This window comes from Burkholderia mayonis (assembly GCF_001523745.2).
GTDB classification, from domain to species: domain Bacteria; phylum Pseudomonadota; class Gammaproteobacteria; order Burkholderiales; family Burkholderiaceae; genus Burkholderia; species Burkholderia mayonis.
On the sequence record NZ_CP013387.1, the window covers coordinates 2,423,682 to 2,445,930 of the forward strand.

General features: G+C 63.4%; 20 protein-coding genes. 4 read left to right on the forward strand and 16 right to left on the reverse strand.

Going from position 1 to position 22,249, the window contains the following annotated elements:
• Positions 1-390: 390 nt before the first annotated feature.
• The 3 genes from WS70_RS32020 to WS70_RS32595 form a co-directional block, all read right to left on the reverse strand.
• Entirely contained in the window at positions 391-732 is a 342-nt protein-coding gene (locus tag WS70_RS32020; protein ID WP_156438056.1) for a hypothetical protein, read from the reverse strand.
• A 47-nt stretch (positions 733-779) separates the two neighbouring features.
• On the reverse strand, positions 780-911 hold the full coding sequence (locus tag WS70_RS33505) for a hypothetical protein (protein ID WP_257791902.1): 132 nt from the start codon (positions 909-911) through the stop codon (positions 780-782).
• A gap of 134 nt (positions 912-1,045) precedes the next feature.
• Positions 1,046-1,429: a hypothetical protein gene (locus WS70_RS32595; protein WP_203236011.1), complete on the reverse strand. Its 384-nt coding sequence runs from the start codon at positions 1,427-1,429 to the stop codon at positions 1,046-1,048.
• Positions 1,430-1,445: 16 nt separating this feature from the next.
• Here WS70_RS32595 and WS70_RS29780 point away from each other — a divergent pair, with 16 nt between their 5' ends.
• From WS70_RS29780 to WS70_RS29790, 3 genes are all read left to right on the forward strand, one after another.
• A complete protein-coding gene (locus WS70_RS29780; protein ID WP_059596937.1) occupies positions 1,446-2,138 on the forward strand; it encodes a heavy metal response regulator transcription factor in 693 nt (230 codons plus the stop codon).
• On the forward strand, positions 2,135-3,589 hold the full coding sequence (locus WS70_RS29785) for a heavy metal sensor histidine kinase (protein ID WP_059470650.1): 1,455 nt from the start codon (positions 2,135-2,137) through the stop codon (positions 3,587-3,589). The genes WS70_RS29780 and WS70_RS29785 overlap by 4 nt, the downstream gene beginning before the upstream one ends.
• Before the next feature lie 150 nt (positions 3,590-3,739).
• Positions 3,740-4,081: a DUF4148 domain-containing protein gene (locus WS70_RS29790; protein ID WP_059596936.1), complete on the forward strand. Its 342-nt coding sequence runs from the start codon at positions 3,740-3,742 to the stop codon at positions 4,079-4,081.
• Between the two features lie 153 nt (positions 4,082-4,234).
• Here the strand turns inward: WS70_RS29790 and blaOXA are convergent, their stop codons facing one another.
• From blaOXA to WS70_RS29815, 5 genes are all read right to left on the reverse strand, one after another.
• Complete coding sequence (gene blaOXA / locus WS70_RS29795) at positions 4,235-5,044, reverse strand: OXA-42 family class D beta-lactamase (protein WP_059596935.1); 810 nt, start codon at positions 5,042-5,044, stop codon at positions 4,235-4,237.
• Between the two features lie 28 nt (positions 5,045-5,072).
• The gene (gene ampC / locus WS70_RS29800) at positions 5,073-6,239 is read right to left on the reverse strand and encodes a class C beta-lactamase (protein WP_059470634.1); all 1,167 of its coding nucleotides are present in this window, start codon (positions 6,237-6,239) and stop codon (positions 5,073-5,075) included.
• A gap of 865 nt (positions 6,240-7,104) precedes the next feature.
• The gene (locus tag WS70_RS29805) at positions 7,105-7,941 is read right to left on the reverse strand and encodes an FTR1 family iron permease (protein WP_059596934.1); all 837 of its coding nucleotides are present in this window, start codon (positions 7,939-7,941) and stop codon (positions 7,105-7,107) included.
• A 12-nt stretch (positions 7,942-7,953) separates the two neighbouring features.
• The gene (locus WS70_RS29810; protein WP_059596933.1) at positions 7,954-8,292 is read right to left on the reverse strand and encodes a cupredoxin domain-containing protein; all 339 of its coding nucleotides are present in this window, start codon (positions 8,290-8,292) and stop codon (positions 7,954-7,956) included.
• Positions 8,293-8,817: 525 nt separating this feature from the next.
• Positions 8,818-12,402 carry an AAA domain-containing protein gene (locus WS70_RS29815; protein WP_059596932.1) on the reverse strand — a complete coding sequence of 1,195 codons (3,585 nt, stop codon included), beginning with the start codon at positions 12,400-12,402 and terminating at the stop codon, positions 8,818-8,820.
• A gap of 284 nt (positions 12,403-12,686) precedes the next feature.
• On the opposite strand from WS70_RS29815, the gene WS70_RS32025 reads away from it, so the two are divergent.
• Complete coding sequence (locus WS70_RS32025) at positions 12,687-13,169, forward strand: hypothetical protein (protein WP_159082993.1); 483 nt, start codon at positions 12,687-12,689, stop codon at positions 13,167-13,169.
• A 167-nt stretch (positions 13,170-13,336) separates the two neighbouring features.
• Here WS70_RS32025 and WS70_RS29825 read toward each other — a convergent pair whose 3' ends face one another.
• The 8 genes from WS70_RS29825 to WS70_RS29855 form a co-directional block, all read right to left on the reverse strand.
• Complete coding sequence (locus WS70_RS29825) at positions 13,337-13,774, reverse strand: hypothetical protein (protein ID WP_059472314.1); 438 nt, start codon at positions 13,772-13,774, stop codon at positions 13,337-13,339.
• Between the two features lies 1 nt (position 13,775).
• A complete protein-coding gene (locus WS70_RS29830) occupies positions 13,776-14,012 on the reverse strand; it encodes a hypothetical protein (protein WP_010110536.1) in 237 nt (78 codons plus the stop codon).
• A gap of 20 nt (positions 14,013-14,032) precedes the next feature.
• Positions 14,033-14,404 (reverse strand): hypothetical protein, encoded by a 372-nt coding sequence (locus WS70_RS32030; RefSeq protein ID WP_156438253.1) that lies wholly within the window; start codon positions 14,402-14,404, stop codon positions 14,033-14,035.
• A gap of 378 nt (positions 14,405-14,782) precedes the next feature.
• Positions 14,783-16,600, reverse strand: coding sequence for a glutamine--fructose-6-phosphate transaminase (isomerizing) (gene glmS, locus WS70_RS29835; RefSeq protein ID WP_059472315.1), 1,818 nt, complete (start codon positions 16,598-16,600; stop codon positions 14,783-14,785).
• Positions 16,601-16,643: 43 nt separating this feature from the next.
• Positions 16,644-17,729 carry a hypothetical protein gene (locus WS70_RS29840; RefSeq protein ID WP_059472323.1) on the reverse strand — a complete coding sequence of 362 codons (1,086 nt, stop codon included), beginning with the start codon at positions 17,727-17,729 and terminating at the stop codon, positions 16,644-16,646.
• 86 nt (positions 17,730-17,815) lie between these two features.
• Positions 17,816-19,945 (reverse strand): polysaccharide deacetylase family protein, encoded by a 2,130-nt coding sequence (locus tag WS70_RS29845; protein WP_059596931.1) that lies wholly within the window; start codon positions 19,943-19,945, stop codon positions 17,816-17,818.
• A 321-nt stretch (positions 19,946-20,266) separates the two neighbouring features.
• Positions 20,267-21,058, reverse strand: coding sequence for a hypothetical protein (locus WS70_RS29850; protein ID WP_059596930.1), 792 nt, complete (start codon positions 21,056-21,058; stop codon positions 20,267-20,269).
• A 12-nt stretch (positions 21,059-21,070) separates the two neighbouring features.
• Positions 21,071-22,249 (reverse strand): YaiO family outer membrane beta-barrel protein, encoded by a 1,179-nt coding sequence (locus tag WS70_RS29855; protein ID WP_059596929.1) that lies wholly within the window; start codon positions 22,247-22,249, stop codon positions 21,071-21,073.

Here is a 22,249-nt window from a genome sequence, read left to right on the forward strand (position 1 = left end):
ACTGGGCGAAACGGTGACCCGTTCCGTCTGCCCCACCCTCTCAGGTTCTATTTGCCGCGTTTGTATTTATCGGTACGTCTTTGCGACTCGTCAGGCCCTCATCAAGCATTTACTGCGTCGTTCGACGGCAGCAAACTCTGATTACATTTGTATTTCAAAATGTCGACACGAGATCTCGAGCGACGCGGGAACGTCGGGCGGCTAGACCTGCCGCCGTCGGCCCTACAGGCACGGATCGCCGTCTTGTCGGCAATGCGGCGCCTGCGCCGCTCGGTCTCATTTCTTTCCATAAGCTTGCGCAAAACTTATATCGCTGAAATCAGTGTGTCAAACATTTTTAGCTTATATCAAAAAAAGTTTCGTCTTGATTATTCGGAGGAGAATCGGGTTTCACGCTTCGGTAAATCGACCCGCTGCGTTGATTGCGCATGCCAGCTTGGCAGCGCGTAGTTTCTCCATGGTCTCGATCTCGTAGAAGAAAACGGCAACCGCGCAAGAAAGCGCCAGTTTTGAACGCGGAACAGAGAGATTTTCGAACATCGGATCACGCGAACAGGAATAGCTTTTCTTTACCCGCTCCGCATGATGCGGCTGCGTCATCGAACCGGCGCGCATCGCATTGTCGCGATGCGCGTGCATTCCTTCACGGATCGGCAGTGTCGGCGGGATCTCGTGTATCGCGGCCCGACTATATGCGGCGAGAACCGCCAAGAAAGCGCTGCTTTGCAGCAACCCGCTTCGACTCGTGCAGTGCAGCACGTATTTTATTTCGAATATCCCTACACGTCATAAGGAATATCCTCGTGCGATTGCACGCGCCGCTCATTGCGTTGCCGGCTTTTCATCGCGCGCATGGCATACCGAATTGCTTCACCCGTCACGATCGCGGCTGCGTGTTTTCCTTTTGTCATTCGCGTCGTCGTGTCTTCAGATAGACGCCAATGCGATGCTTCATCGATGCGTCGATCGACGAATATCGAGCATGACCGATACCCAAGCGTCATCGCATGTCGGTTTCTTCATCGTCGAAAATTTTTTTTCGATTTCAGAAGTCAATCGCTTCCCCGTCGCGCGGGCATGACATTTTTGTCACGTTCACATGACGCAAGCACATGCCGAACGTCATCGGCGAATGAATGGCATCGCCACGTCCGCGACGAGCGAACGAAGCGACGAATGACGGCGCACACGACACTTCGCAGGTCACGTTCGTCTCCGCCCGCCGGCGCGGCTCCATCACACTTCGCGTCGCGTCCATCCCTCCCGCATTCGCATGTCGCCTGATCGCTTCGCCGGCTGGTTCACAGATGCGGCGTTTCATCGCGGCAACCATCGACGAAACACGATGTGCGCGCCACACGTCATTAATCACGTACACCGAAATGTTGAACTGTGAACGACACGCATTCTCAAAGAATATTTCACGCATTCTTAACGAGTTTGAAATGAAGGTTCTTATCGTAGAAGACGAGCTGAAGACGGGCATGTATTTGAAGCGCGGGCTCACCGAAGCAGGCTTCGTTTGCGACTGGACCCAAGACGGCATCAGCGGCCTGCACCAATTGCAGACCGAGAATTACGACCTCGCGATCCTCGACGTGATGCTGCCCGGCTGCGATGGCTGGACAATCGTTCGCGAGCTGCGCAGGACACATCGGACGCCGGTGCTGTTCCTCACGGCGCGCGATCATGTCGACGATCGCGTAAAAGGCCTCGAGCTCGGCGGCGACGACTATCTCGCGAAACCGTTCGATTTCGCCGAGCTGCTCGCGCGCGCGCGTTCGCTGCTCCGGCGCGGCCAGGCGACCGATGCGCCGGTGCTGCGCGTCGCGAATCTCGAGCTCGATCTCATCCAGCGCAAGGCGCGCCGCCAAGGCAACACGATCCTGCTCACTGCGAAGGAGTTCCTGCTGCTGTGGCTGCTGATGCGCCGGCAAGGCGAGATCCTGCCGCGTTCTCTGATCGCGTCGCAGATCTGGGACATCAACTTCGACAGCGATTCGAACGTCGTCGACGCCGCGATCAAGCGCGTGCGCGCAAAGGTCGATCAGGACTACGAGCCCAAGCTGATCCACACGGTCCGTGGAATGGGATACGTTCTCGAGCAGCGAGGCGAGCCGTGCGAATCGTGCGCGTGATGCATCGGCTCGCGCCGCGCACGATGCGCGTGCGGCTCGCGATCAAGTTCGCGCTATCCACGTCCGTGCTCCTCGCAATCAGCGGCTTACTGCTGTACGAAACGCTCACGCGCACGTTCGCGTATTCGTCGGAGCGCGCGATGGAAACGACGCTCGCCGGCGTGGTCGCACACATCGGCGAAGCGCGCAGCATCGCGGAGCTGCGCGAAAAGGGAACCAGGTTCTACTACTCGTTCCATAGCGACGAAAAGGTCGATTTCGCGATCTACGACGCACGCGGCACCGCGTACATGCAAAGCGGCTGGTTCGCGCCGTTTGGCGGCGTGCGGCAAGCGAAGACCGGCTCCGATCCGACGATCGTCGACGACAAGCGCCACGCAAAGCGCTATCTCGTCGCCGACGCGCGCCTCACCGGCAACCCGGGCTTGCCGCTGCGCGTCGCGGTTCAGTACGACTTCCGCCGCGAGCAGTCGCTGCTGCGCACGTGCGCGATCAGCATCATCGCGATCATCCTCGTCGGCACGGCTGTCGCGGCGACGGTCGCGTACTGGATCGCCGCATACGCGCTCAGGCCGCTGCGCCGCTTCGCCGCGCAGGCCGACCAGATCTCGAGCAGCCGGCTCGCGCAGCCGCTGACCGAAACGGAAATGGCAGGCGAGCTGAGGGAACTCGCGATCTCGTTCAACCGAATGCTCGCGCGACTCAACGCATCGTTTACGCGGTTGAAGGAATACTCGTCCGATCTCGCGCACGACATTCGCACGCCGCTCACCAATCTGCTCGCCGAGGCGCAAGTCGCGCTGTCGCAGCGGCGCTCTGTCGACGAATATCGTCAGGTGATCGAATCGAGTGTCGAAGAGTATCAGCGGCTCGCGAGAATGGTCGACGACATGCTGTTCCTCGCGCGCGCGGACGGCCATCAGAACAAGCTCGACATCGAGCCGGTCGAAGCCTATGCGGTGGCCGACCGGATCGTCCGCTATTACGAGACGGTCGCCGAAGATCGCGGCATCGGGATCGCCGTCGAAGGCCAGGCGAGTTTCAACGGCGACCTGATCCTCGTGCAGCGCGCGCTAAGCAATCTTCTGTCCAATGCGATCCGGCATGCACCCGACAACTCGACGGTCGTCGTCCGCTGCGAGCAGACCGAGCGGGATGTCGTGATCGCCGTGACCGACACCGGGCGCGGAATCGAGGCCGTGCATCTGCCGCGGATCTTCGACCGCTTCTACCGCGTCGATCCGTCGCGCCACGACTCCGCGTCGGGAACCGGACTCGGGCTCGCGATCGTGCGCTCGATCATCGCCGAGCACAGCGGTGATTGCTGGGTCGAAAGCGTGCCGAACGTCTTCACGACGTTCTTCCTGCGCTTCCCTCGTGAGCATGTTGCCGACGACGTCGATTGCGCGCCGCCTGGCCATGATTCGCGTTGGCATCTCGAACAGACTTGAGTCATTTCGCGAATCATTTTAAATTCGAATTCGGCATTTTCATCAAAATGACAAAAACATCATTTGAAGGTCACGTTGCCGGAGGGGCCGTTGTTCAAAATGTCAATCATCGAATTCTCCTTCTGGATTCGATATTGATATGGAGAACGTATGAAAACCAAATTCCTCATTGTCGCCCTCGCCGCCGCGATCGTTTCGCCGGCGGCATTCGCGGACGCGCCGGCCGGAAAGACCCGCGCCCAGGTCTACCAGGAGCTGGTCGAGGCAAAGGCTAACGGGCTCGACTATGTGACCGATGCGTCGTATCCGGAAATCTCGCCGCTCTACGCACCTCGCTTCGCGAACAAGGCCAAGCCGCAGCAGCCGACGCATGCGATCGCCGATACGCGTGGCGACGCAAAGGCGGGGGCCTCGGGCAGCATGTCGGAAGCGGCCGAGGAGCAACGCTGCGTCGGTCCGCGGACGTTCTGCAACCCGTATGCCGGGTCCTGAGAGCCATGGCTGCGCCCCGCGTCATCGCGGATGAAACGTGCGGCAGGTCATCTCGCGATGCCTGCCGCTTTTTGCCGTTCGAAGATATGGCGGTGCGAAAGAGCCGCGCACATGCGGCAAGACGGATTGGCGACGCGATCGCCCGCCGTCGCGTCAACGCGCCGCGAGTAGCTGCGGCAGATCACGCAGGAACGCGTCGCGCGTCCGTATGCCGGTGGAGACAGGTTGCTTGCCCTCGTCTTGCGTGAGACGCGCGAACACCAGCGTTTCCTTGCCGCGCGTGATCCAGCCGACGAACCAGCCGAATCCGTGCGCTTCGTCGCGCGTGCCGTCGGCCAGAAGCGGATAAGCCATGCCGGTCTTGCCGTGCACGACCGCTCCGTCGGCAAGCGTCGTCGTATCGACGATTTGCTCGGTCATGTCGATCGCCTTCGCGGACACAGGCAGCTTGCGATTCAGCATCTTGCTCAGGAATCCGATCTGTTCGAGCGGGGAGATTTGCAGTGACGAACCAATCCACGCGCGATCGAGGCCATTGTTCTTGCCGGGATCGCCGGACACGTCCGCATTGCCGTAATCGAACGCCTTCGCGTATCGCGCGAACCGCTGCGCGCCGAGATTGTGCGTGACGCGTTGCGAGTACCATACGACCGAATACTTGAGCCACCGCGTCGGATCGGTCGGCTGCTTCCACGCCGCACCGCCCCAATCGACGTAGCCGTCGCGATACGGCAGCACGGGCTCGTGCTCGTTGCGCAGGAAGCCGGCGTCGTAGCCCATCAGGCTGATCGCGATCTTGAACGTCGAGGCCGGCGTCGCACGACGGCTGCAATCGCCATCCTTCTGCAGAAACTTGCCCGAGCCCGCATCGGCGATCGCCGTGCAGATCGTCTCGGCATGCACTGATGCGGCGATACAGCCAAGCAAAACGAATGCGCTCGACAGCGCGTGTCGGATTTTCATTGTCGGTATTGAGGAAGTGGAGGATGACTCATCGTTCGGCCCGAACGATCGAATCGACGATTTTATAGCCGGCCGTCACTCTTTCGCTCAGCGGATACGATTTGTTTGCCAGAATCACGACGCCGACCTTCCTTGACGGCACGAACGCTGCATACGTCGAGAATCCGTTCGTCGAGCCGGTCTTGTTGATCCACGCGTCCTGCTTCGGCGGCAGCGGCGGATTGAACGGCTTCGCGACGACGTCCTTGCCGATCAGATCGTTGCCCGCGAGCAGCTCGCCGAGACTCACCGGATACGGATACTGCTCCCAGATCAGGCTCTGGATCATGCCGCCGGCATCGTAGTAGCCGACGTGCGTCGCGTCGAGTGCGCGCGCCCATTTGTCGCTCAGCGGTACGAGCCCCATGTTCGCATCGATGAACTTGATCAGATCCGACGTGCACGACCTGACGCCGTATGCTTCGGACGCGAGCATGCCCGCCTTCAGCCGAATCGGCGCGTCCTGCTTCGTGTAGCCCTGCGCATAATTGCCGCTCTGCTCGGCCGGCACGTCGATGTAGCTGTGCGTCATACGGAGCTCGGGAAACAGGTTTTTCTCGATCAACGTCTCGAAGCGCTCGTTCATGCTCGCCGCCGCAATCACGCCGAGCGTGCCGATGCCGAGATTCGAATAGACGCGGTGCGTGCCCGGCGTGTGCGCGGGCCGCCAGTTCTTCAGATAGTCGAGCAGCTCGGCCGTGTTCGTGATCCGGTCGGGCACGAAGAGCGGCAGGCCGGACGTCTGCGTGCCCATGTTCAGCAGGCTGATGCGATCGAAGCTGCTGCCCTGCAGCGCCGGCAGGTAGCGGCTCACGCTGTCGGCGAACGACAGTTCGCCGCCTTGCTGCGCGTACGCGGCAAGCGTCGCGGTGAATGTCTTGCTGAGCGAGCCGATCTCGAACAGCGTCCGGTCGGTGACGGGCTGCCGCGTCGCTTTCGACGCAACGCCATAGTTGTAGAAGTAATGCCGGCCGTCGACGGTCACTGCAATTGCGAGCCCCGGAATGCCGTACTTGTCCTGCAGCGGCCGCGCGACGGCGTCGACGATGCGTTCGACGTCGGCCGGCTCGACGCCTCGAGCGGCGTGTGCAACGGATGCGATGCAGCAGCTCAGCGCGAGCCACATCTTGATGACGAACTGCGTACTCTCGAGCATGGCGAATCGGGAAAATCGGGGGGTTCGGAATTGGACCGTGGGCGCTTTCGCGCCGCGAGCGAGATGATGCGTCGCGCGCGGCATCCGCGCAACGATGGAAGGCTTGCGCTCGCGACGCCGATCGATCGCCAAAAGCGCGGTCCAGGCTTCGGATATCGGTCGGGAATTATTACAAACGGAATGCAAGTCGGCAAGCGTCGATCGTGCGACGACGCCCGGCCTGGAAAAACACGCGAATCGACTGGATCGACGCAATGAGGCGCGATGCAACCGGTCGCGCGCATGAAGCGAGCTTGCCGATCGACGATGCGGCGAGCGCTTCGTTACGTCACGCACGCCGCCGTGCAAGCAATCGCCGCACGGCGGCGAACGACGCGCCTAAAGCAGAAACCGGATCGGCACGATGTCGATCCGGTTTCTCGCGAGCGCCGCGCCGTGTGGCATCTACATTGTAACGGTCGGTAATAGACAGGAAAACTAAGGATGCGGAGTGACCCGACGATGACAGAGCAAAAAAACGTGCGATATGCGGAGCGGCAGAGAGGCGGCGTCGACGAGCCCGAGGTCATTCCGGAAGCTGCAACGCGCACTTGGCAAGCGACAGGATTTTCACGGCGATCGCGGTCGAGCGGCCATTGCGTCACGCAAGCCAAGTCTCGCTTGCAGGCGTCGTTCGAAAGCGCCGCACGCGTCGAAGCCGAATGCGGCGGCATGCGCCGCGTTGTGCGACTGCGGTCGCGGCGGTCCGCTTCCGTGACGGGGACATTGGACTTCACGGCGGCCGATCGCCGCGTGTCCCCCGGCCCGACTCAGACGAACCGGGCGGCCAATGATAAACGTCGCCCGGCACGCGAGCCGGCGGCCGTCACGCCGGCTGCGTCGGCGCCGCCGAAGTTTGCTGCGTGCGCGACACTTTGCGTGCCAGCAGCGCGATGACGAGCAACGTGACGACATAAGCGGCGATCTGAACACCCGCCGGTCGCGCGGTGTAGCCGATGAGCGTATGCAGCATCTTGCCGACGACGCTCGATTCCTTCAGCAGCCAGGACGTATCCCAGACGGCATCGCCCCACGACGGCAGCCAGCCGGCCGACACGAGAAATCCGACGCCCTGACTCGCCATGCCGGCGGCGAGCAGGACGATCAGCGCATTGGTCACGGAAAAGAGGCGCTTCAACGGGATTTGCAGCAGCCCCGCGTACATGCCGACGCCCAGCCCGACGCCGCCGAGCACGCCAAGCACGCCGCCGACGATCATCTGCGGCGTCTGTCCGGGATCGCCCGCCGCGATGCCGTACAGGAACAGTACGGCTTCCGAACCTTCGCGCAGCACCGCGACGCCGACGACGACCGCGAGCCCCGTCAGCGGCCGGCTGCCCGCCGCGACGGCCATACCGACCGACGACAACTGCTGCGCCATCTCGCGGCCATGCTTGCCCATCCAGATGCTGTGCCACGCAAGCATGACGACCGCGACGAACATCACGCCCGCATTGAACACCTCCTGCCCCATGCCCGACGCCCATGCGGAGATCACGTCGGCGAACGCCGCGATGAGCGCGGCGCCGATCACGCCGCCGAGCAGGCCGCCGCTCACCCACCACCCACGCCTCGGCACGCCCTTGGTCGCCGCGAGGACGATGGACACGACCAGTGCCGCTTCGAGCACCTCCCGGAATACGATGACGGCGGTGGAGAGCATGTTGTGCAGCGCTTACTTGACGGTCAGTTTGGTTTTCGATTCGGCTTCGTGATACTCGTCGTGGAACTCGTACACGCCTGCCTTTAGCGGCCCGATGAGAACGTCGGCCTGCTTGCCCGCGGGAATCACCTTCTCCGCCTTGAAATCGTCGCTCTCGAATTCTGCGGGCGTCGTATCGAGGTTCCTGACCGTCACCTTCACTTTCTTGTCGGCAGGGATCGTGAGACCCGCGGGCGAGAATCTGTGATCCTTCAGAGTCAGGTTGTACGTGTCGTCGGCAGCGAAAGCCTGCGTCGCCGAAGCGGCGAACACGGCCAGCGCGAACGCGGAAATTGTCTGAAGCGTTTTCATGAAAATGAACGGTAGTGAGATGCGGACGATAATAGGAGCGATTCTCGTTCAGACAATTCGATATCCTTATTCTTCTTGTGGGCATAGCGCCGAACGCCGGTCGCGCATCCATCGCCTGGACGAAGGCGCGCCGGGCGACGCGACCGCGGCGCGATGCCGTCAATTAGGCAAACCACCTGTCGTTTTCGACATCGTATGAAGAAAGGGATAGGCAGGGCTCGGTCGCAATCGCTCGCATGAGGCACGAACGTCGATCGATCGACGCTAAAAGGCATGTGCATGGATGCCTGCCCACGTTCAGGCATCGTGCATGTCGATGGCCGCCGGGCTTGCGTCATCGCTTCACCGGCGGCTTTGCTTCGTTCGAATGAAACCTGTTCGGCGCAGCGTCTCCTGCGATGCAAGGCTGCCGCATCCTCAAACTGCGTGGCGCACTTCCGTTTCAGCGGCAAATTGCATACGCCACCGCTTTGATCAATGCTCGGACCGTCATGACCGCGCGAAATTCAACCGCCTGCCCGCGCGTCACGTTTGCTCCGACGGACGTCGACTCGCCTGCCGCCCATCGCTTGCGAACGGTCCGGTCGTGACCGTCCGCTGCAGCAGGCTCTTGCGCATCGACAGAATCTCGTTCAAAAGACCGGAACCGCGATACAGCAAGGAAGTTTCGTGACGCGCATACGCTCCCGCGCGCGCTGCGCTGAGCCAGTTGAACGAGCCGACGCAATAGATCTCTTCGTCGCCGATGACGATCTTGCTGTGCACCCGCCGCACGAACGTCACCGCAATTCCCGCCTCCCGAAACGCCTCTGTGTCGGCGAGCAGGCGCTCGTGCCTGCTCTCGGCCTCGGGGCCAGCATCGCCGATATTGAGCTGCGGATCCGTGTAGATCGCGACGTCGACGCCGCGATCGACCGCTTCGCACATCGCATCGAATGCGCCGACTTCCTTCGCCCGATCGAGCCGCAGCCACGGCGTCACGATCTGAATGCAAGCCTTGACGCGCGACAATGTGTCGAGCAGAAACGCATCGTGCCCCGCCGCATCGCGCAACTGAGAAACCGCCGCATCGCGCGTTTGCAGATCCGTGCGCGGACGATGCTCGAACGGCAGCGCGTTGCCGGGGCGACTAAAGAGAAACGTCGCCAGTACGCCGCGCGGCTCGCTCGGCGCGGCTGTCGTAAAGACATCCATGTCGCCGAACACGAGGAAGCTGTCCTTTGCGCGCGAGACGGCGACATTGAGCATGCTCGCGCTCCGGTCGATGAAGCGGCCGTCGTCGTGCTTCGAATAGACGGGCGAGAAGATCACGACGTGGCGTTCCGCGCCTTGCAGCGAATGCACGGTGCCGCCCGTCAGTTGACCGTCGGCCCGGCCGACTTCGATGCCGCGCTTCTCGCACGCCGCCTGGATGGCCGCGACCTGCGCGGCGAACGGCGACACGATGCCGGCGATTCGAGCGAGCGGCGCTTGATATTTCGCTTCCAGCATCGCGCGATTCGCGGCGAGCCACGCAGCGATCGTCTCGGCTTCAAGCAGATTGCGGCGGCTTCCAGTCGGCAGGCTCTCGCAGATGCCGTCGATGTGCAAGTACGCCATCGGCGGCAGGCAGTCCGGCGCCTGCGCGTCAGAGACCGGCGCCCGCCCGCGCCGCGGCAGCAGCTTGCCGCGATAGCAAAGCGTGTTGCAGAACGCAATGATCTCGTCATAGCAACGTCGATGCTCGTAGAGATAAAGCCCGCGCTCGAGCTCGGGGTCCGCGTGGAAACGGCTCGCATTCTGCGCGACGCGCATCACGCTGCCGCTCGCCGCGGCCTTTCCGGTCTCGGCGATCTTCTCGTATTGCGCCGTCTCGCTTTCTCCGCTCACCAGCCCGAGATTCGCGAGATTGCCGAAGTCGACCTGACGCGGAATCGACCAGATCGGCTCGATCTGCTGGGTGTCGCCGATGACGAGCGCCTTGCGCGCAAGCGCAAACGACGCGCCCGCAACTTCGGGCAGCACCTGCCCCGCTTCGTCGACGATCAGCAGATCGATGAAGTTGTACAGATACTCGCCGCGAAATCCGCCCTCGCCGGCGACGAACGTCCGCATATACTTCGGCAACATTGCGAACGTCGACACCATGCACGGCGTCACCATCATGCGCCGCCGAAAGCGCGGCATCAGCGTCGAAGGGCCGGGGTTGCGCTTTTCCTTCGTCTTCAGGATCGCGGGCATCCACTGCGCCATTTCGAGCAGCCAGCGGCCTTCCCAGTAATGCGTCGTCAACAGGAAGATCCGGAAGCGCAGTTGCGTATCGGCGATGAGGTCGCACTGCGCGAGCGTGAGCGCCTCACCGTCGACTTCGAGGCCTGCTTCGCGCGCGGCCGTCCGGAAGTCGCCTTGCGCGTCCGACAGCGCAAGCAGCACGGATTCGCCGCGCGCTACCGAAAGCGTCGCGGCATCGCGCGATCGGGCGTGCTCCTGAAAATACTCACCTATCGCCGCTTCGATCTCCGACATCGTCGCCCCCAGCGACTCGGGCGCAAACGAGTCGTCGCGCAACGCTTCTTTCAGGTGTTCGCGCGCCAATCGGATGCGCTTGTCCGCGACAGGCGACAACCACGAAAAGAACGCGTAAATCAGCGACTCTCGTGCCCGATAGGACTCCCATCCATCCTTGATCGTCTTCCATCGCCGCGCTTCCGCGCCTTTATCGGCTGCATCCTGGCGCCTGCGCGCCATTTCGTTCGCGGCATCGCCGCCAAGTTCGTTCGCGACCTCATCCTCCACATCGCGCAACAAACGCCAATGTCCTTCGGCGGCCGCGAGCCGTCCGGCCAGCGTCTTCAGTTCATCCTGAAGCCGCGCGACGACTGCGGCGACGGTCGGCTCCTTCATGCCGGGAAACGCCGCCCGCGCGTGAGACAGGTACTCCGCCCTCGCCCGATCGACGTATTCGGTCGTCTCGATCGCGTCGAAGAACGCGTTGGTCTGATACTTGCCGGCCGACTCCGTTTCGCGTTGCTGCGACGGCATATAAGCGCCGAAGCTCGCGACGCCGGGCAACCACCGGCCGCCCAAAGCCCCGTCTCCGTGCGAGAAGTCCTTTCCGAACGCGTCGATGATGTTGGTCACCGCCTGATTGTTGGTCGACGCCGCGCACACCACGGGCGGATCGCCGCCGTCGAGCGCCGCGCGCGCCCACAGCGACGCGACGACGGACAACAGCAGCGTCGTCTTGCCCGTGCCGGGCGGACCATTCACGGCGACGATTTCGCCGTCTTGCGCGGCAAGCACGTGATTGAGCGCCGCGCGCTGCGCGTCGACGAGCGCGAAGCGATCGCTCGAATGTCCCAGTCTGTCGGCAAACGACGCGTCGAGCGAAAGGCACGGCTCGATCTCGGCGGCGGTCTCGCGCGCGTAGGTGTCGAAGAGCGGCGACTCGGGACGTTTGTCGCGCAGATGGTCGTATAGCGGAACGATATGCTGCGTCGCGCCTTTGATGACGTTCTTCTTCAGTACGAGCGCATGATCGACGAGCATGAACTGCTGCGTGCGGAAGACGAATGCGCCGCATACCGCATCCAGCATGCGGTGCACTCCGGCGAGATAGGCAGCCCAGCGCTTCGCGAATTCGTCGAGCTGCATGCCGCTGTCGTCGATCACGTCGGAGGGAAGCATGTTCGGCGCGCCGCCTTCTTTCGTCAGGAACGTGTCGAGGTCGTCGACGGTTCCGATCGAAAAAGCGCCGGCTTCGAGCGGCTGCAGGATATCCCTGGGAACGATCGTGTCGTTTTTCGGCAGCAAGCAGCCGTCGCGCGACAACAGCGCCTGTGTGACGATCGGCGCAACCCATTCCGGCAATTGTTCAGCAATCTTGCCGTGCTCGACTTTCGCTCGGTAAAGCAACGGGCGATAGACGACTTCGACGAAGCGGGTATCGTCTTCTTCCTCGGAAAAAAATGCCGCAACAGTATCCTCGTGCAGGAAACCTGTTTGCGCTTCCGTTTCCGATACCTTCCGGTGCGCGTCCAGTTCGTCTCTTTTCAGCGTCCCCTTTCCCAACTCGGCGTCGACGAGCGAATTCCTCCAATATGCAGCGTAAGCTTTCGATTTGTCGTGCATGGCTTTTTCGGTCGATGGTTGAGCGACGTGGATTGCCGCTGTCGGAGGCTTGCATACGGCGCCGATGGCGAACGTCGAAGGCCGCTGCAAGGTGCTGATTGCCAGATTCGTCTGATTATATTAGCGGCAATGTGATCGCTTCGCGTGATTGGCCAATTGCGGTCGCGTACATGGCGGGAATCGGATGCGGCTGCGCCCGCATGCGCCTCGTCGATTCGGTCGCAACAGAACGAAACCAGACGGCGCACGCGAGATGCAATTCCTTTGATTGACCGCCCACCCTGTTGAACGGATACCGGGCACTTCGGCTGAAATCGCGGTTCGTCGCGTGTTCGCCTGCGGCGGCCCGTATCAACACGGATCTGCAAAGCGATGCAATTGCTTTCGAATCGAGGATTTCCAACGCCGCTTCAGGTTCGCCGAGCCGGGTCGTCGGAAAGATGTTTCAGTGCCGGCACGACCGGCAAGCACGTTCAGCCATGCGACGCGCCGGCGATCACGGAAAAATCACGGAAAAAATGACCCGGACCCGCAAAGACGTAGCGGTTGCGGGCGAATCGTCGCATCGCAGGCCAGGTGGTTCATCGACACTGCCACATCTCGTGAATGGCGGCATTCCGCCGCGCGAACGATCGCCCTCGCACGCATTTCAACGAAACGTCGATCTCAAGGCATCACGAGAAATACACATGGCTGTCGACATTCAGGCCCCGGTGCACGTCGACGACCGCTTGCTCGCGTCATCGCCTCGCAAGCGGAATGGCTGATAGCTATGCTCCGTCCAGACGGAATCTGTTCGGCGACGCGTTGCCTACGACGCGCGACCGTCGCCACCGGACGTCATGCTCGATGCTCGATGCTCGATGCTCGATGCTTGATGCTTGCCGCGTACCGGCATCGTGCGAATGCAACCGCCTTCATCGAAATCGGCACGCTATTCGGCGTGCGGCTCATAGATGACGACGGGGCATTGCATGCAAGCGGCGCTCGCGTGCTGCGCATACCACCTGCATGTGCTTCGGATGCCGCATTTCGGCAGTCCTTCTTCCGGCGGCGAAAGCACGGCCGGCTGGTTCACGATCGCGTCGGCGAGTCCGCAACGATGTCCGGTCCACTGCGCGCATTTTCCGCCCAGGCATGGGCCGAGAAATCGAACGCGGTTTTCGACCGGAACGCCGTTTGCACGGAGTCCGTCGAGCAATTCGCGGCTGATCGGGATTTTCGGGCTGATATAGGCGACGGTCCCGCTGTCCATCACCGCACCCAGCACTGCCGACGCCGACTCGGCCGGCGCACTCGGACAGGTGCCGAGCGAAGCTTCGCCCGCATCGGCCCAAGCCGCGCCAGCGGAGTTTCCTCCAGCCGGCGTCATCTCACTCTCCGATCTGCTCTTGTTCGGCGACTCTGAGCAAACGCTCCGCTGCCTCGGCCAGGATGAGCCTTCCGCCGTTCGGCAAGACCACGTTCCACGCCGGCCCCTTGATCTGCGTGGAATTTTCGCCGACGAGCGCGGTGAGCAGCGCGATGTTCAGATGCGCGGACGCGTGCGCGATTTGTCTCCCGTCCAACGCCGCGCCGGACACTGTGATCTTGAATTCGGTTGGTTTCATGGTTGTCTCCACAGGCTATTTCAGTTGTTGATGACCTGCACCGGGGTACTTGGTTTTTTTGCGCCGCGTACCGGATTAAAGCTAGTGCATTGAAACTCACATGTCAAAAATCCATTCTTTACATGATAATTAGATAATCGAATTAAGTGATTGGATAATGCATCGACGGACTTCGGCCATGATCGGCACGCGCCCGCACCGCCTCTTCGCCGCATCGGCTTGTCGTGGTGCGCTCCGAACATATCGCCGACGAGAATCGGAATACGCTTCTGTCCGGTCATCCGGATATATGCGACTTGCAGGCTCGGCATCCAGGATTCGATGCTCGTTTTCGCATCGTCGACGTCTGATTTCAATCCTGTGCGTTGCGAGACGATGCGGCCGAGAAGCAATGCGCGACACTCGGGGTCCCGACAAAACGAGACGCGTAGGCGGTTGATCTTTTCGTTGTTTCACAAGCGAAGCGAACGCGGCATAACCGCCGCTCGACGACGCATCGCCGGCACCGGTGCGAACGCCGCGGTCATCGTCGAAACCACCGCGCCGGGCGCATTGCCCGGCGCGCACACCGGTCGGCGATTACGCCGCGCCTACCGGCGTCCGGTCCGCGCTGCTTCAATTCGCCGTTGCGTCGCGCGCTTCCGTGGAAACCGCGTGCGACTCGGGCACGCATCGCCGGCGCAGTTTGCGCAACGGGCAACGGGTAACGGGTAACGAGTAACGGGCAATAGTCCGGAATCGGCGGCGCGATGCCTCGTCGCACCAGCCCCCTACTCGACCGTCACCGATTTCGCCAGATTCCTCGGCTTGTCGATATCCGCCCCCCTGATGCACGCCGCGTGATACGCGAGCAGTTGCAACGGCACGACATGCAGGATCGGCGACAGCAATCCGTAGTAATCGGGCATCCTCAAGACCGAAATCCCATTGCCGTTGTCGATCCGTGTGTCTGCATCGGCAAACACGTAAAGCTGCCCGCCGCGCGCGCGCACTTCCTGCATGTTCGACTTGAGCTTCTCGAGCAGCGCGTCGTTCGGCGCGATCGTCGCGACCGGCATCGTCTGCGTCACGAGCGCGAGCGGCCCGTGTTTCAGCTCGCCCGCCGGATACGCTTCCGCATGGATATACGAGATCTCCTTCAGCTTCAACGCGCCTTCGAGCGCGATCGGATAGTGGAGCCCGCGTCCGAGGAACAGCGCATTCTCGTGCTGGGCGAACTCGTCCGCCCAACCCGCGATCTGCGGCTCGAGCGCGAGCACGTCCTCGAGCGCGCCGGGCAGCCGGCGCAGTTGCTGCGAATAGCGCGCGAGCTGTGCGTCGTCGACGCAGCCGCGCATCCGCCCGAGCGTGGCCGCAAGGACGAACAGCGCGACGAGCTGCGTCGTGAACGCCTTCGTCGACGCGACGCCGATCTCCGGGCCCGCCCGCGTCAGGAAGCGCAACCCGGTCTGCCGCATCATCGCGCTCGTCGGCACGTTGCAGATCGCCAGCGTGTCGATGTGGCCGAGCGCCTGCGCATACTTCAGTGCGGCGAGCGTATCGGCCGTCTCGCCCGATTGCGATACGACGACGATCAGCGTGTTCGGCATCGCGACCGCGTCGCTGTACCGGTACTCGCTCGCGATCTCGGCCTGCGCGGGTATCCGCGCGATCGTCTCGAGCCAGCGGCGCGCGGTCAGTCCCGCGTAGTGGCTCGTCCCGCACGCGAGAATCAGCACGTTGTCGATCTGCTCGAACGCACGCCGCGCGTCATGGCCGAACACCGCCGGATCGAAGAGCCCGGCGTCGGGAATCGTCGCGGCCACCGCGCGCGGCTGCTCGTAGATCTCTTTCTGCATGAAGTGCCGATAATCGCCGAGCTCCACGGCGCCCTGCGTCGACGACACGGTCTGCACCGCGCGCGCGACCGGCGTGCCGTTGCGATCGACGATCCGCGCACCGTCCGGCGTCAGCTCGACGATGTCGCCTTCGTCGAGAAAAATGAACTGATCGGTGATGCCGGCGAGCGCGAGCGCGTCCGATGCGAGAAAGCACTCGCCGTCCTTCAGCCCGACGACGAGCGGCGAGCCGACGCGCGCGCCGATCAGCCGGTTCGGCTCGGTCTTGCTGAACACGGCGATCGCGTATGCGCCGCGCAATTGCAACGTCGCGTCGCGAACCGCGGACAGCAGGTCGCCGCGATACTTGCTGTGAATCAGATGCGCGACGACTTCGGTGTCGGTCTGTCCGTCGAACTCGTAATGCTGCTCGGACAACTGCGAGCGCAGCGCTTCGTGATTCTCGATGATGCCGTTGTGGACGAGCGCGATGTGATCGCGCGAGAAGATCGGATGCGCGTTGCACGTCGCAGGCGCGCCGTGCGTCGCCCAGCGCGTGTGCGCGATCCCCGTGCTGCCGGTCAGCCCGGCCGTGCGCACGTGCGCTTCGAGATCGGCGACGCGCGACACGCTGCGTTCACGTCGCGCGACGCCGTCGACCACGGTCGCGACGCCGCACGAATCGTAGCCGCGATATTCGAGGCGGCGTAAGCCTTCGATCAGAATCGGAACGATGTTCCGTTGCGCGACCGCGCCGACGATGCCACACATGACTCGTTACCTCCGATGACTTGCGATGCCTGCACGCGTCTTTTCATCGACGCAGCACGGCGGCGGCCGACGCCGTCGTGAACCCGCAGCGCGCGGGCGCGACCGGATCGGCCATCCTGCTTTCGAATGCCAGATAAAGCGCCTCCTCGAGTACGTTCCAGTGCGGACCGTGCCGATAGGGACCGGAACGCGCATGCCAGCACGCGACGGTGTTCCAGTCGTTCATCTTGTAAGCGATGAGCGCGATCAAGCCCCACGGATAGTCAGTGCCGGCGAGTTGCAGCCAGGTCTTGCCGTAGCGGTGCATCCATTGCGCGTAGATCGTCGCGTTCGATTGATCGGGCACGTGGATGCCCGACAGGATCGGAAAGATCTGCGCGACTTTCTCCGGGTAGAAGCTCGTGTCGTCGACCTGCTGCGTGCTCGCCCGGAAGCCCGATTGCGTGCCGCGCCAGAACACCTGCAGGATCGCGGCCGACAGCCGGTCGGCGCGATGACTCCACGGGCTCGCGTGCGCGTAGTCGGAGCGCCGGATGTAGTACGCGGCGAGCGCCTGCAGCGCACTGTGCACTTCGACGTTGTCCATCAGCAGCGCGACGTGCAGCGTCGGCGAGATCTGATAGACGCCCGTGCGCTTGTCGAGCAGCGTGTCGAGATGCGCGCTCGCGCGCGCGAGGCTGCGCGCCCAATTCGCAGGCATGCCGTTCGGCGGCGCAAAGCGGACGAGCAACTCCATCCATGTCGCCATCATCGAGTCGTCGGCGTCGGCGTCCGCACAGGCGATGTATTGACTGTCCTTCACGCAAAAGCGGTCGAAGCCGCCGTCCGCGCGCTGGCGCGGCAGCAGCCACGCGATCCATGCGCGCGCGGCCTGGCGCGCGTCGAGTTGCGCATCGGCGGCGCCGAGGAGCGCCTTCGCGGCGAAATACGGATCGATGCCGGCGCCGTTCAGGCGCACGGTGATTGCGCCGTCGGGCCGCTGGTAGTAGCCGCTCAATTGCAACTCGGCGGCGTGCGCGCAAAGCGCGACGCCGCACATGGCAAGAGCTGCGACGCGCGATGCGCAGCGTAGCAGAAGGCGGGCCGCCGCGCATGTGCAAGCGGCCCCGACGAGCGCGGACCGATTCATGATGTCGTGCGCTTCCGCGCGGTTGTGCTTCCGTGTCGTCGCCGGCGCGGCCGAAGCCGTGCCGGCGGCGTGTTGCATGAGCTACATCACTGCAGCTTCGCGCTCGTGAACTTGAGGCTCGTGCCGGTGCCGGCGATCACGAGCCAGTTCGTCGCGTCGGTGCCGACGATAGTGGCCGCGCCTTGCGTGACGACCGGCTGTGCATACGCCGCCTTCGGCAACAGCCACGTCATGTTCGCGAGGTTCGTCGGATGGCTCGCCGCGAATGCCCAGCTACCGCCCATGTCGGTCTCCGACCACGTAACGTTCAGACGCGAGCGGTCGAAGTTCGTGATGTCGCTCATCGTGTACCACGTGAACCGGCCGAGCAGCTTCAACGCGTTCGCCTGCGTGAAGATCGACGCCAGCACGGTCGGATAGAACGACGCACCGTACGGGTGCGCGTAGATCAGCCGGCTCGTCCGGTTCGCGACGACGAAGTTGATGAGGTTCGTATACCAGTTCGTGACGTCGGTGAGCGGCACGCCGTATTGCTGGAACTCCTCGAACGTCGCGTACTTGCCGAACGGCATCACCGGATATGACCACAGGCCCGGGTTCAGCAGCGCGCCGTTGCGATACGCGCGGGTCGGCTCGGAACCGGTGTGGCCAGTGAAGTAGTAGCCGTTGAAGCCGTTTGCTTCGAGCCAGTTCACAGACCAGGCCGGCGTGTTGCCTTCGGGCGCCGCGTATTCGACGTCGGGCTGCCCGGTCGCGGTCATCACGGCCTGATGGTTCATCACCAGATACTGCTGGAACGTGCTCTGGTTCGTCTCGCTCGCATACGCGCCCCAGTAGTCGTGTATCCATCCGCCGTGGCTGCCGATGTGGTGGCCCTTGCTGAGAAGGTACTTGACGAGATTCAGCGCGGTCGAGTTGGAGTCGAGGTTGATGCCGTCGCCGTCGCCGAACGTCGCTTCGTCCGGGCCGGCGGTGAATACGATCGAGAACGGGCCGTTCGTCCACACGCCGAGGCTCTTCAGATACATCGCCGGTTGGATCTGGTCTTCCGCGCAGAAGTGCCAGTTGAACACGAGTCCGGCCTTCGCCCCCGGTAAATTCGACAGTGACGGCAGCTTCAACAGGTTCGTGCCGAAGTAGCGCAGGTAGCCGTGGATCAGCATGCCGTCGGTCTGGCCGTCGAGGTACGCGAGCGGCAGGTTCACGAACAGCACGCCGCCGTTGCCGTACGTGTTGTAGCCGGACACGAGACCGAAGGTCGGCGACGTCAGGATCGTCGTGCCGGTATACGTGCCTTGCGTGACGAAGCTCGGATACGTGAGGAAGCCGTACACGTAGCCCGAGATGCCTTCGAGCGTATCAGTCAGCGTGTTCGTCGTCGCGAGCAGCGTGTTCGCCGCGGTCGTCACGGCGGTCGCCAGCGAACTCGCGGTGTACGTGCCCGACTTGACCGGCTTGCCGGTGACGAAGCCCGTCAGCTTGGGCGCGGTCGACGTGAACGTGCCCTTGCCATTCTTCGGCAATGTGTAGCCGAACCACGCGCCGTGGTTGTAACCCTTCAGGCCGCCCGGGTTCGACGGGCTCGCGGACAAGTACATCAGCGTGCCCGACGTGGCCGTGCTCGTCGCGCCGGCCGCCGTCGACAGCAGCGCGTTCGTCGTCGCAGTCGCCGACGTCGTCGTCCACGTCATCGACTTGCCGGGCGGCACCTGGAGCGTGCGCAGCCAGCTGCTCATGCCGGTCACGTTGCCGAGGCCGATCATGTTGGCGCCGAGCTGGTCGTACAGTACGTAGTCGACGCCGACCATCGAGCTGAAGCGCGATTTCGGAATCGGATAGAAGCCCGCCGAATTCAGCACGCCGAAGTCGTAGACGAGCAACACCTTGCCGCCGTTCAGCACGTAGTTCCGGATCGCGGTGACGAGCGTGTCGTCGGCGACCGTATGCACCTGGTCGGGCAGGATGAGCCCCGGATATTGCGACAGCGTCGCGCCCGCCTGCATGAACTGGCTGTCGGTCATCACCGTGATCTGCAACCCTTCCTCCTGTGCGCTGTCGAGCCAGGCGGACACCCTCGAGTCGGGCAGCGTGAGCGTATCCGGCACCAGCAACAGCAGTTGATTGGTGGCTGCCCGCGCACCGCCTGGGCTGAACGCGAACGCGAGCGCGAACAACGCGAACACGACTCGCAAGAATTTGCCTGACTTTGCAAACATAATGCGCTCCTCTCTACAGGGAAGGGCGGCTCGCGACCGGCCACGATGTGGCAGGCGCGCCGCCCGGCATGCCGGTTCCGACCTCGTAGATGTGATGGCCGCACTTCGCGCCGGCAAGCTGTCCGGCGTCCTCCGATGACAGCGTTGCCTCGTATTCGGCGTAGCACTGCAATCCCCCTCCCCCGGTAGAAGCGAGCTCCGTGCCATTTGCTTCGGATGCCCGAACGATCTGGCTCTGCGATCGATCGTATGGATCACCTCTGACGAAATCGCGTGAAATCGTCTCAGCGCTGATACGGAGAGGTTTTTCTTTTCGGCCGCTCAGGGCGGCTTGCGCGTCAACGCGCCGCGCCAGCTCGCGCAATAGCTGTAAAGCGTGACGAGCAGTCCGATCAGGAGTGGCGCGCCGAGCACGAAATGGCAGAACGGCACGAGCAAGAGCGAGCCGTGATAGATCACGACCGCGTGCAGCAGCAGCACGAACGGCAGCGCCAGCACGAAATAGCCGAGCACGAGCAACGACGCAAACGCCTTCTGCGCGAACGAGAAATCGAGCGGATAGTAGAGCGCCGCCATCAGCACCGGAATCAGTGCGATCGCCGCGGCGTTCATCACGAACACATCTCGCAAATGAAGCGACGCGTCGTACGGGAACGTGCCCGGCGTCGCCGCGCCGGACGCGGCCGAACCGTACATCGCCCAGAAATACAGGCAAATCGTCAGCTGCACGAACGCAGCGATCCGTAGCAGGTATGCAACGGGCAGCCATTTCGTCTGACGAACGAACGTGGCCGCGAAGCCCGCCGTGCAGACCGCGGCGGTCGCGAACAGCAGCGTGCCGCTCGGCATCCGCGCAACGAGATTGATCGACAGCAGCGGCACGCGCGGCGCCCGCGCCGGATAGCCGAGCACGACCGCGGTCAGCGACGGATCGAGCTGGCGCGCGCCCCATCCGACGACCGCACGCCAGTATCGCCACGCGTACGGCAGCGCGAGCCACAGCAGCGCGTACAGCGCAGGAGTGAGACAGGCAATCGACGCGAGCCAGCGCCGCGGATGCGAGTGCGTGCGCAGCGAGCGATCGGCGGACGGCGGGACGGGATCGATATCCATGCGGCCCGCCCGTCACCATCGATAGAACACGCCAACTTCGCCGCCGAAACGCGAGTAGTACGGGTTGTGGTAGTAATCGAACTCGACCTGCGTACCCCACTTGCGCGTGATCCAGTAGCGCCACTTCAGCGACATCTCGTGGCTGCGGAAATCGGTGATCTGTGCGTTGTTGCCGATCGCCTGATACGCCTCGCGGCCGAAACCGCCGCGCAGTACGATCACGCTCTTGCCGACTTCGCCGTACGTGACCGCGCCGTAATACGCGGGCGCCTTCACCGAGCCCGGCGAGTCGACCGTATAGTTCCAGCCCGCCTCGAATATCCACTTCGGCAGCGCGTACCAGATCGCGCCGAGGTGATAGAGCTGGTCGCGGTGGCCGTTGCGGTTCCATGCATAGCCCGCGCCCGCCGACAGCACGAGCGAACGGTTCGAGAGCAGCTTGCGGTTGATCGACAGGTCGACGCGCGCGCTCGGCAGGATCGTGCCGGACGTCGTGCCCGCAAAGCCGATGCCGCCGAACCAGTCGGGCCCCATGTCCTGGACGTAAGTGATCGCGCCGAGCTGCGTGGTCTCGCCGAAGCGGTGGAGCTGCGAGAGCTCGCCGATGACCGTGCGGCCGCCCGCCTGATAGAGGCCGCGCAGATGCACGCCGTACCAGTTGCCGTAGCCGTGCGTCAGATGCGCGGTCGAATACGCGAGCGACAGCTCCGTGTGCCGCTCCTGCGGCGCCTGGACATGCGTGACGATCGCCTCCGGCAGCGTCGGCTGGTTCTCCTGGCTCGGCGTGACCTCGGCGAGCGGCCAGCCGTCGGGCATTCCCTCCGAACCAACCTTCACGAGCGCCGTCTCGTCGAACTGACGCGGCACGATGACGAGCGGCGCAGCAGGCGGCGGCGCAAGCGGCGTCACGGGTTGCGTCACGGGTTGCGTCACGGGTTGCGTCATGGGCTGCGTCATGGGCTGCGGTGCCGGCTGCGGTGCCGGCTGCGATGCGGCCGCCGCCGCGATCGCGGCCGGCGCGGGAGATTCGGCCGACGCGGCAGCCGGCGGCGCGGGAAGTTCGGCGGAAGCCGCAGCCGGCGCATCGGTCGAGGCCGCGCGCGCAGGCGACGCGCCAAACGCGCAGACGCAGGCGAGCGCGAGCGCGGCGACGGGAACGGGCGGGCCGCATCGGCAACGAATCGCATGCAT

What these genes read in the sequence shown, in the direction of transcription:
- WS70_RS33505 (WP_257791902.1), bottom strand. Translation starts at nt 911, where the DNA reads ATGACAAAAGGAAAACACGCAGCCGCGATCGTGACGGGTGAAGCAATT.
- WS70_RS32595 (WP_203236011.1), bottom strand. Translation starts at nt 1,429, where the DNA reads ATGCGTGAAATATTCTTTGAGAATGCGTGTCGTTCACAGTTCAACATT.
- WS70_RS29780 (WP_059596937.1), top strand. Translation starts at nt 1,446, where the DNA reads ATGAAGGTTCTTATCGTAGAAGACGAGCTGAAGACGGGCATGTATTTG.
- WS70_RS29790 (WP_059596936.1), top strand. Translation starts at nt 3,740, where the DNA reads ATGAAAACCAAATTCCTCATTGTCGCCCTCGCCGCCGCGATCGTTTCG.
- blaOXA (WP_059596935.1), bottom strand. Translation starts at nt 5,044, where the DNA reads ATGAAAATCCGACACGCGCTGTCGAGCGCATTCGTTTTGCTTGGCTGT.
- ampC (WP_059470634.1), bottom strand. Translation starts at nt 6,239, where the DNA reads ATGCTCGAGAGTACGCAGTTCGTCATCAAGATGTGGCTCGCGCTGAGC.
- WS70_RS29805 (WP_059596934.1), bottom strand. Translation starts at nt 7,941, where the DNA reads ATGCTCTCCACCGCCGTCATCGTATTCCGGGAGGTGCTCGAAGCGGCA.
- WS70_RS29810 (WP_059596933.1), bottom strand. Translation starts at nt 8,292, where the DNA reads ATGAAAACGCTTCAGACAATTTCCGCGTTCGCGCTGGCCGTGTTCGCC.
- WS70_RS29815 (WP_059596932.1), bottom strand. Translation starts at nt 12,402, where the DNA reads ATGCACGACAAATCGAAAGCTTACGCTGCATATTGGAGGAATTCGCTC.
- WS70_RS29825 (WP_059472314.1), bottom strand. Translation starts at nt 13,774, where the DNA reads ATGACGCCGGCTGGAGGAAACTCCGCTGGCGCGGCTTGGGCCGATGCG.
- WS70_RS29830 (WP_010110536.1), bottom strand. Translation starts at nt 14,012, where the DNA reads ATGAAACCAACCGAATTCAAGATCACAGTGTCCGGCGCGGCGTTGGAC.
- glmS (WP_059472315.1), bottom strand. Translation starts at nt 16,600, where the DNA reads ATGTGTGGCATCGTCGGCGCGGTCGCGCAACGGAACATCGTTCCGATT.
- WS70_RS29840 (WP_059472323.1), bottom strand. Translation starts at nt 17,729, where the DNA reads ATGAATCGGTCCGCGCTCGTCGGGGCCGCTTGCACATGCGCGGCGGCC.
- WS70_RS29845 (WP_059596931.1), bottom strand. Translation starts at nt 19,945, where the DNA reads ATGTTTGCAAAGTCAGGCAAATTCTTGCGAGTCGTGTTCGCGTTGTTC.
- WS70_RS29850 (WP_059596930.1), bottom strand. Translation starts at nt 21,058, where the DNA reads ATGGATATCGATCCCGTCCCGCCGTCCGCCGATCGCTCGCTGCGCACG.
- WS70_RS29855 (WP_059596929.1), bottom strand. Translation starts at nt 22,249, where the DNA reads ATGCATGCGATTCGTTGCCGATGCGGCCCGCCCGTTCCCGTCGCCGCG.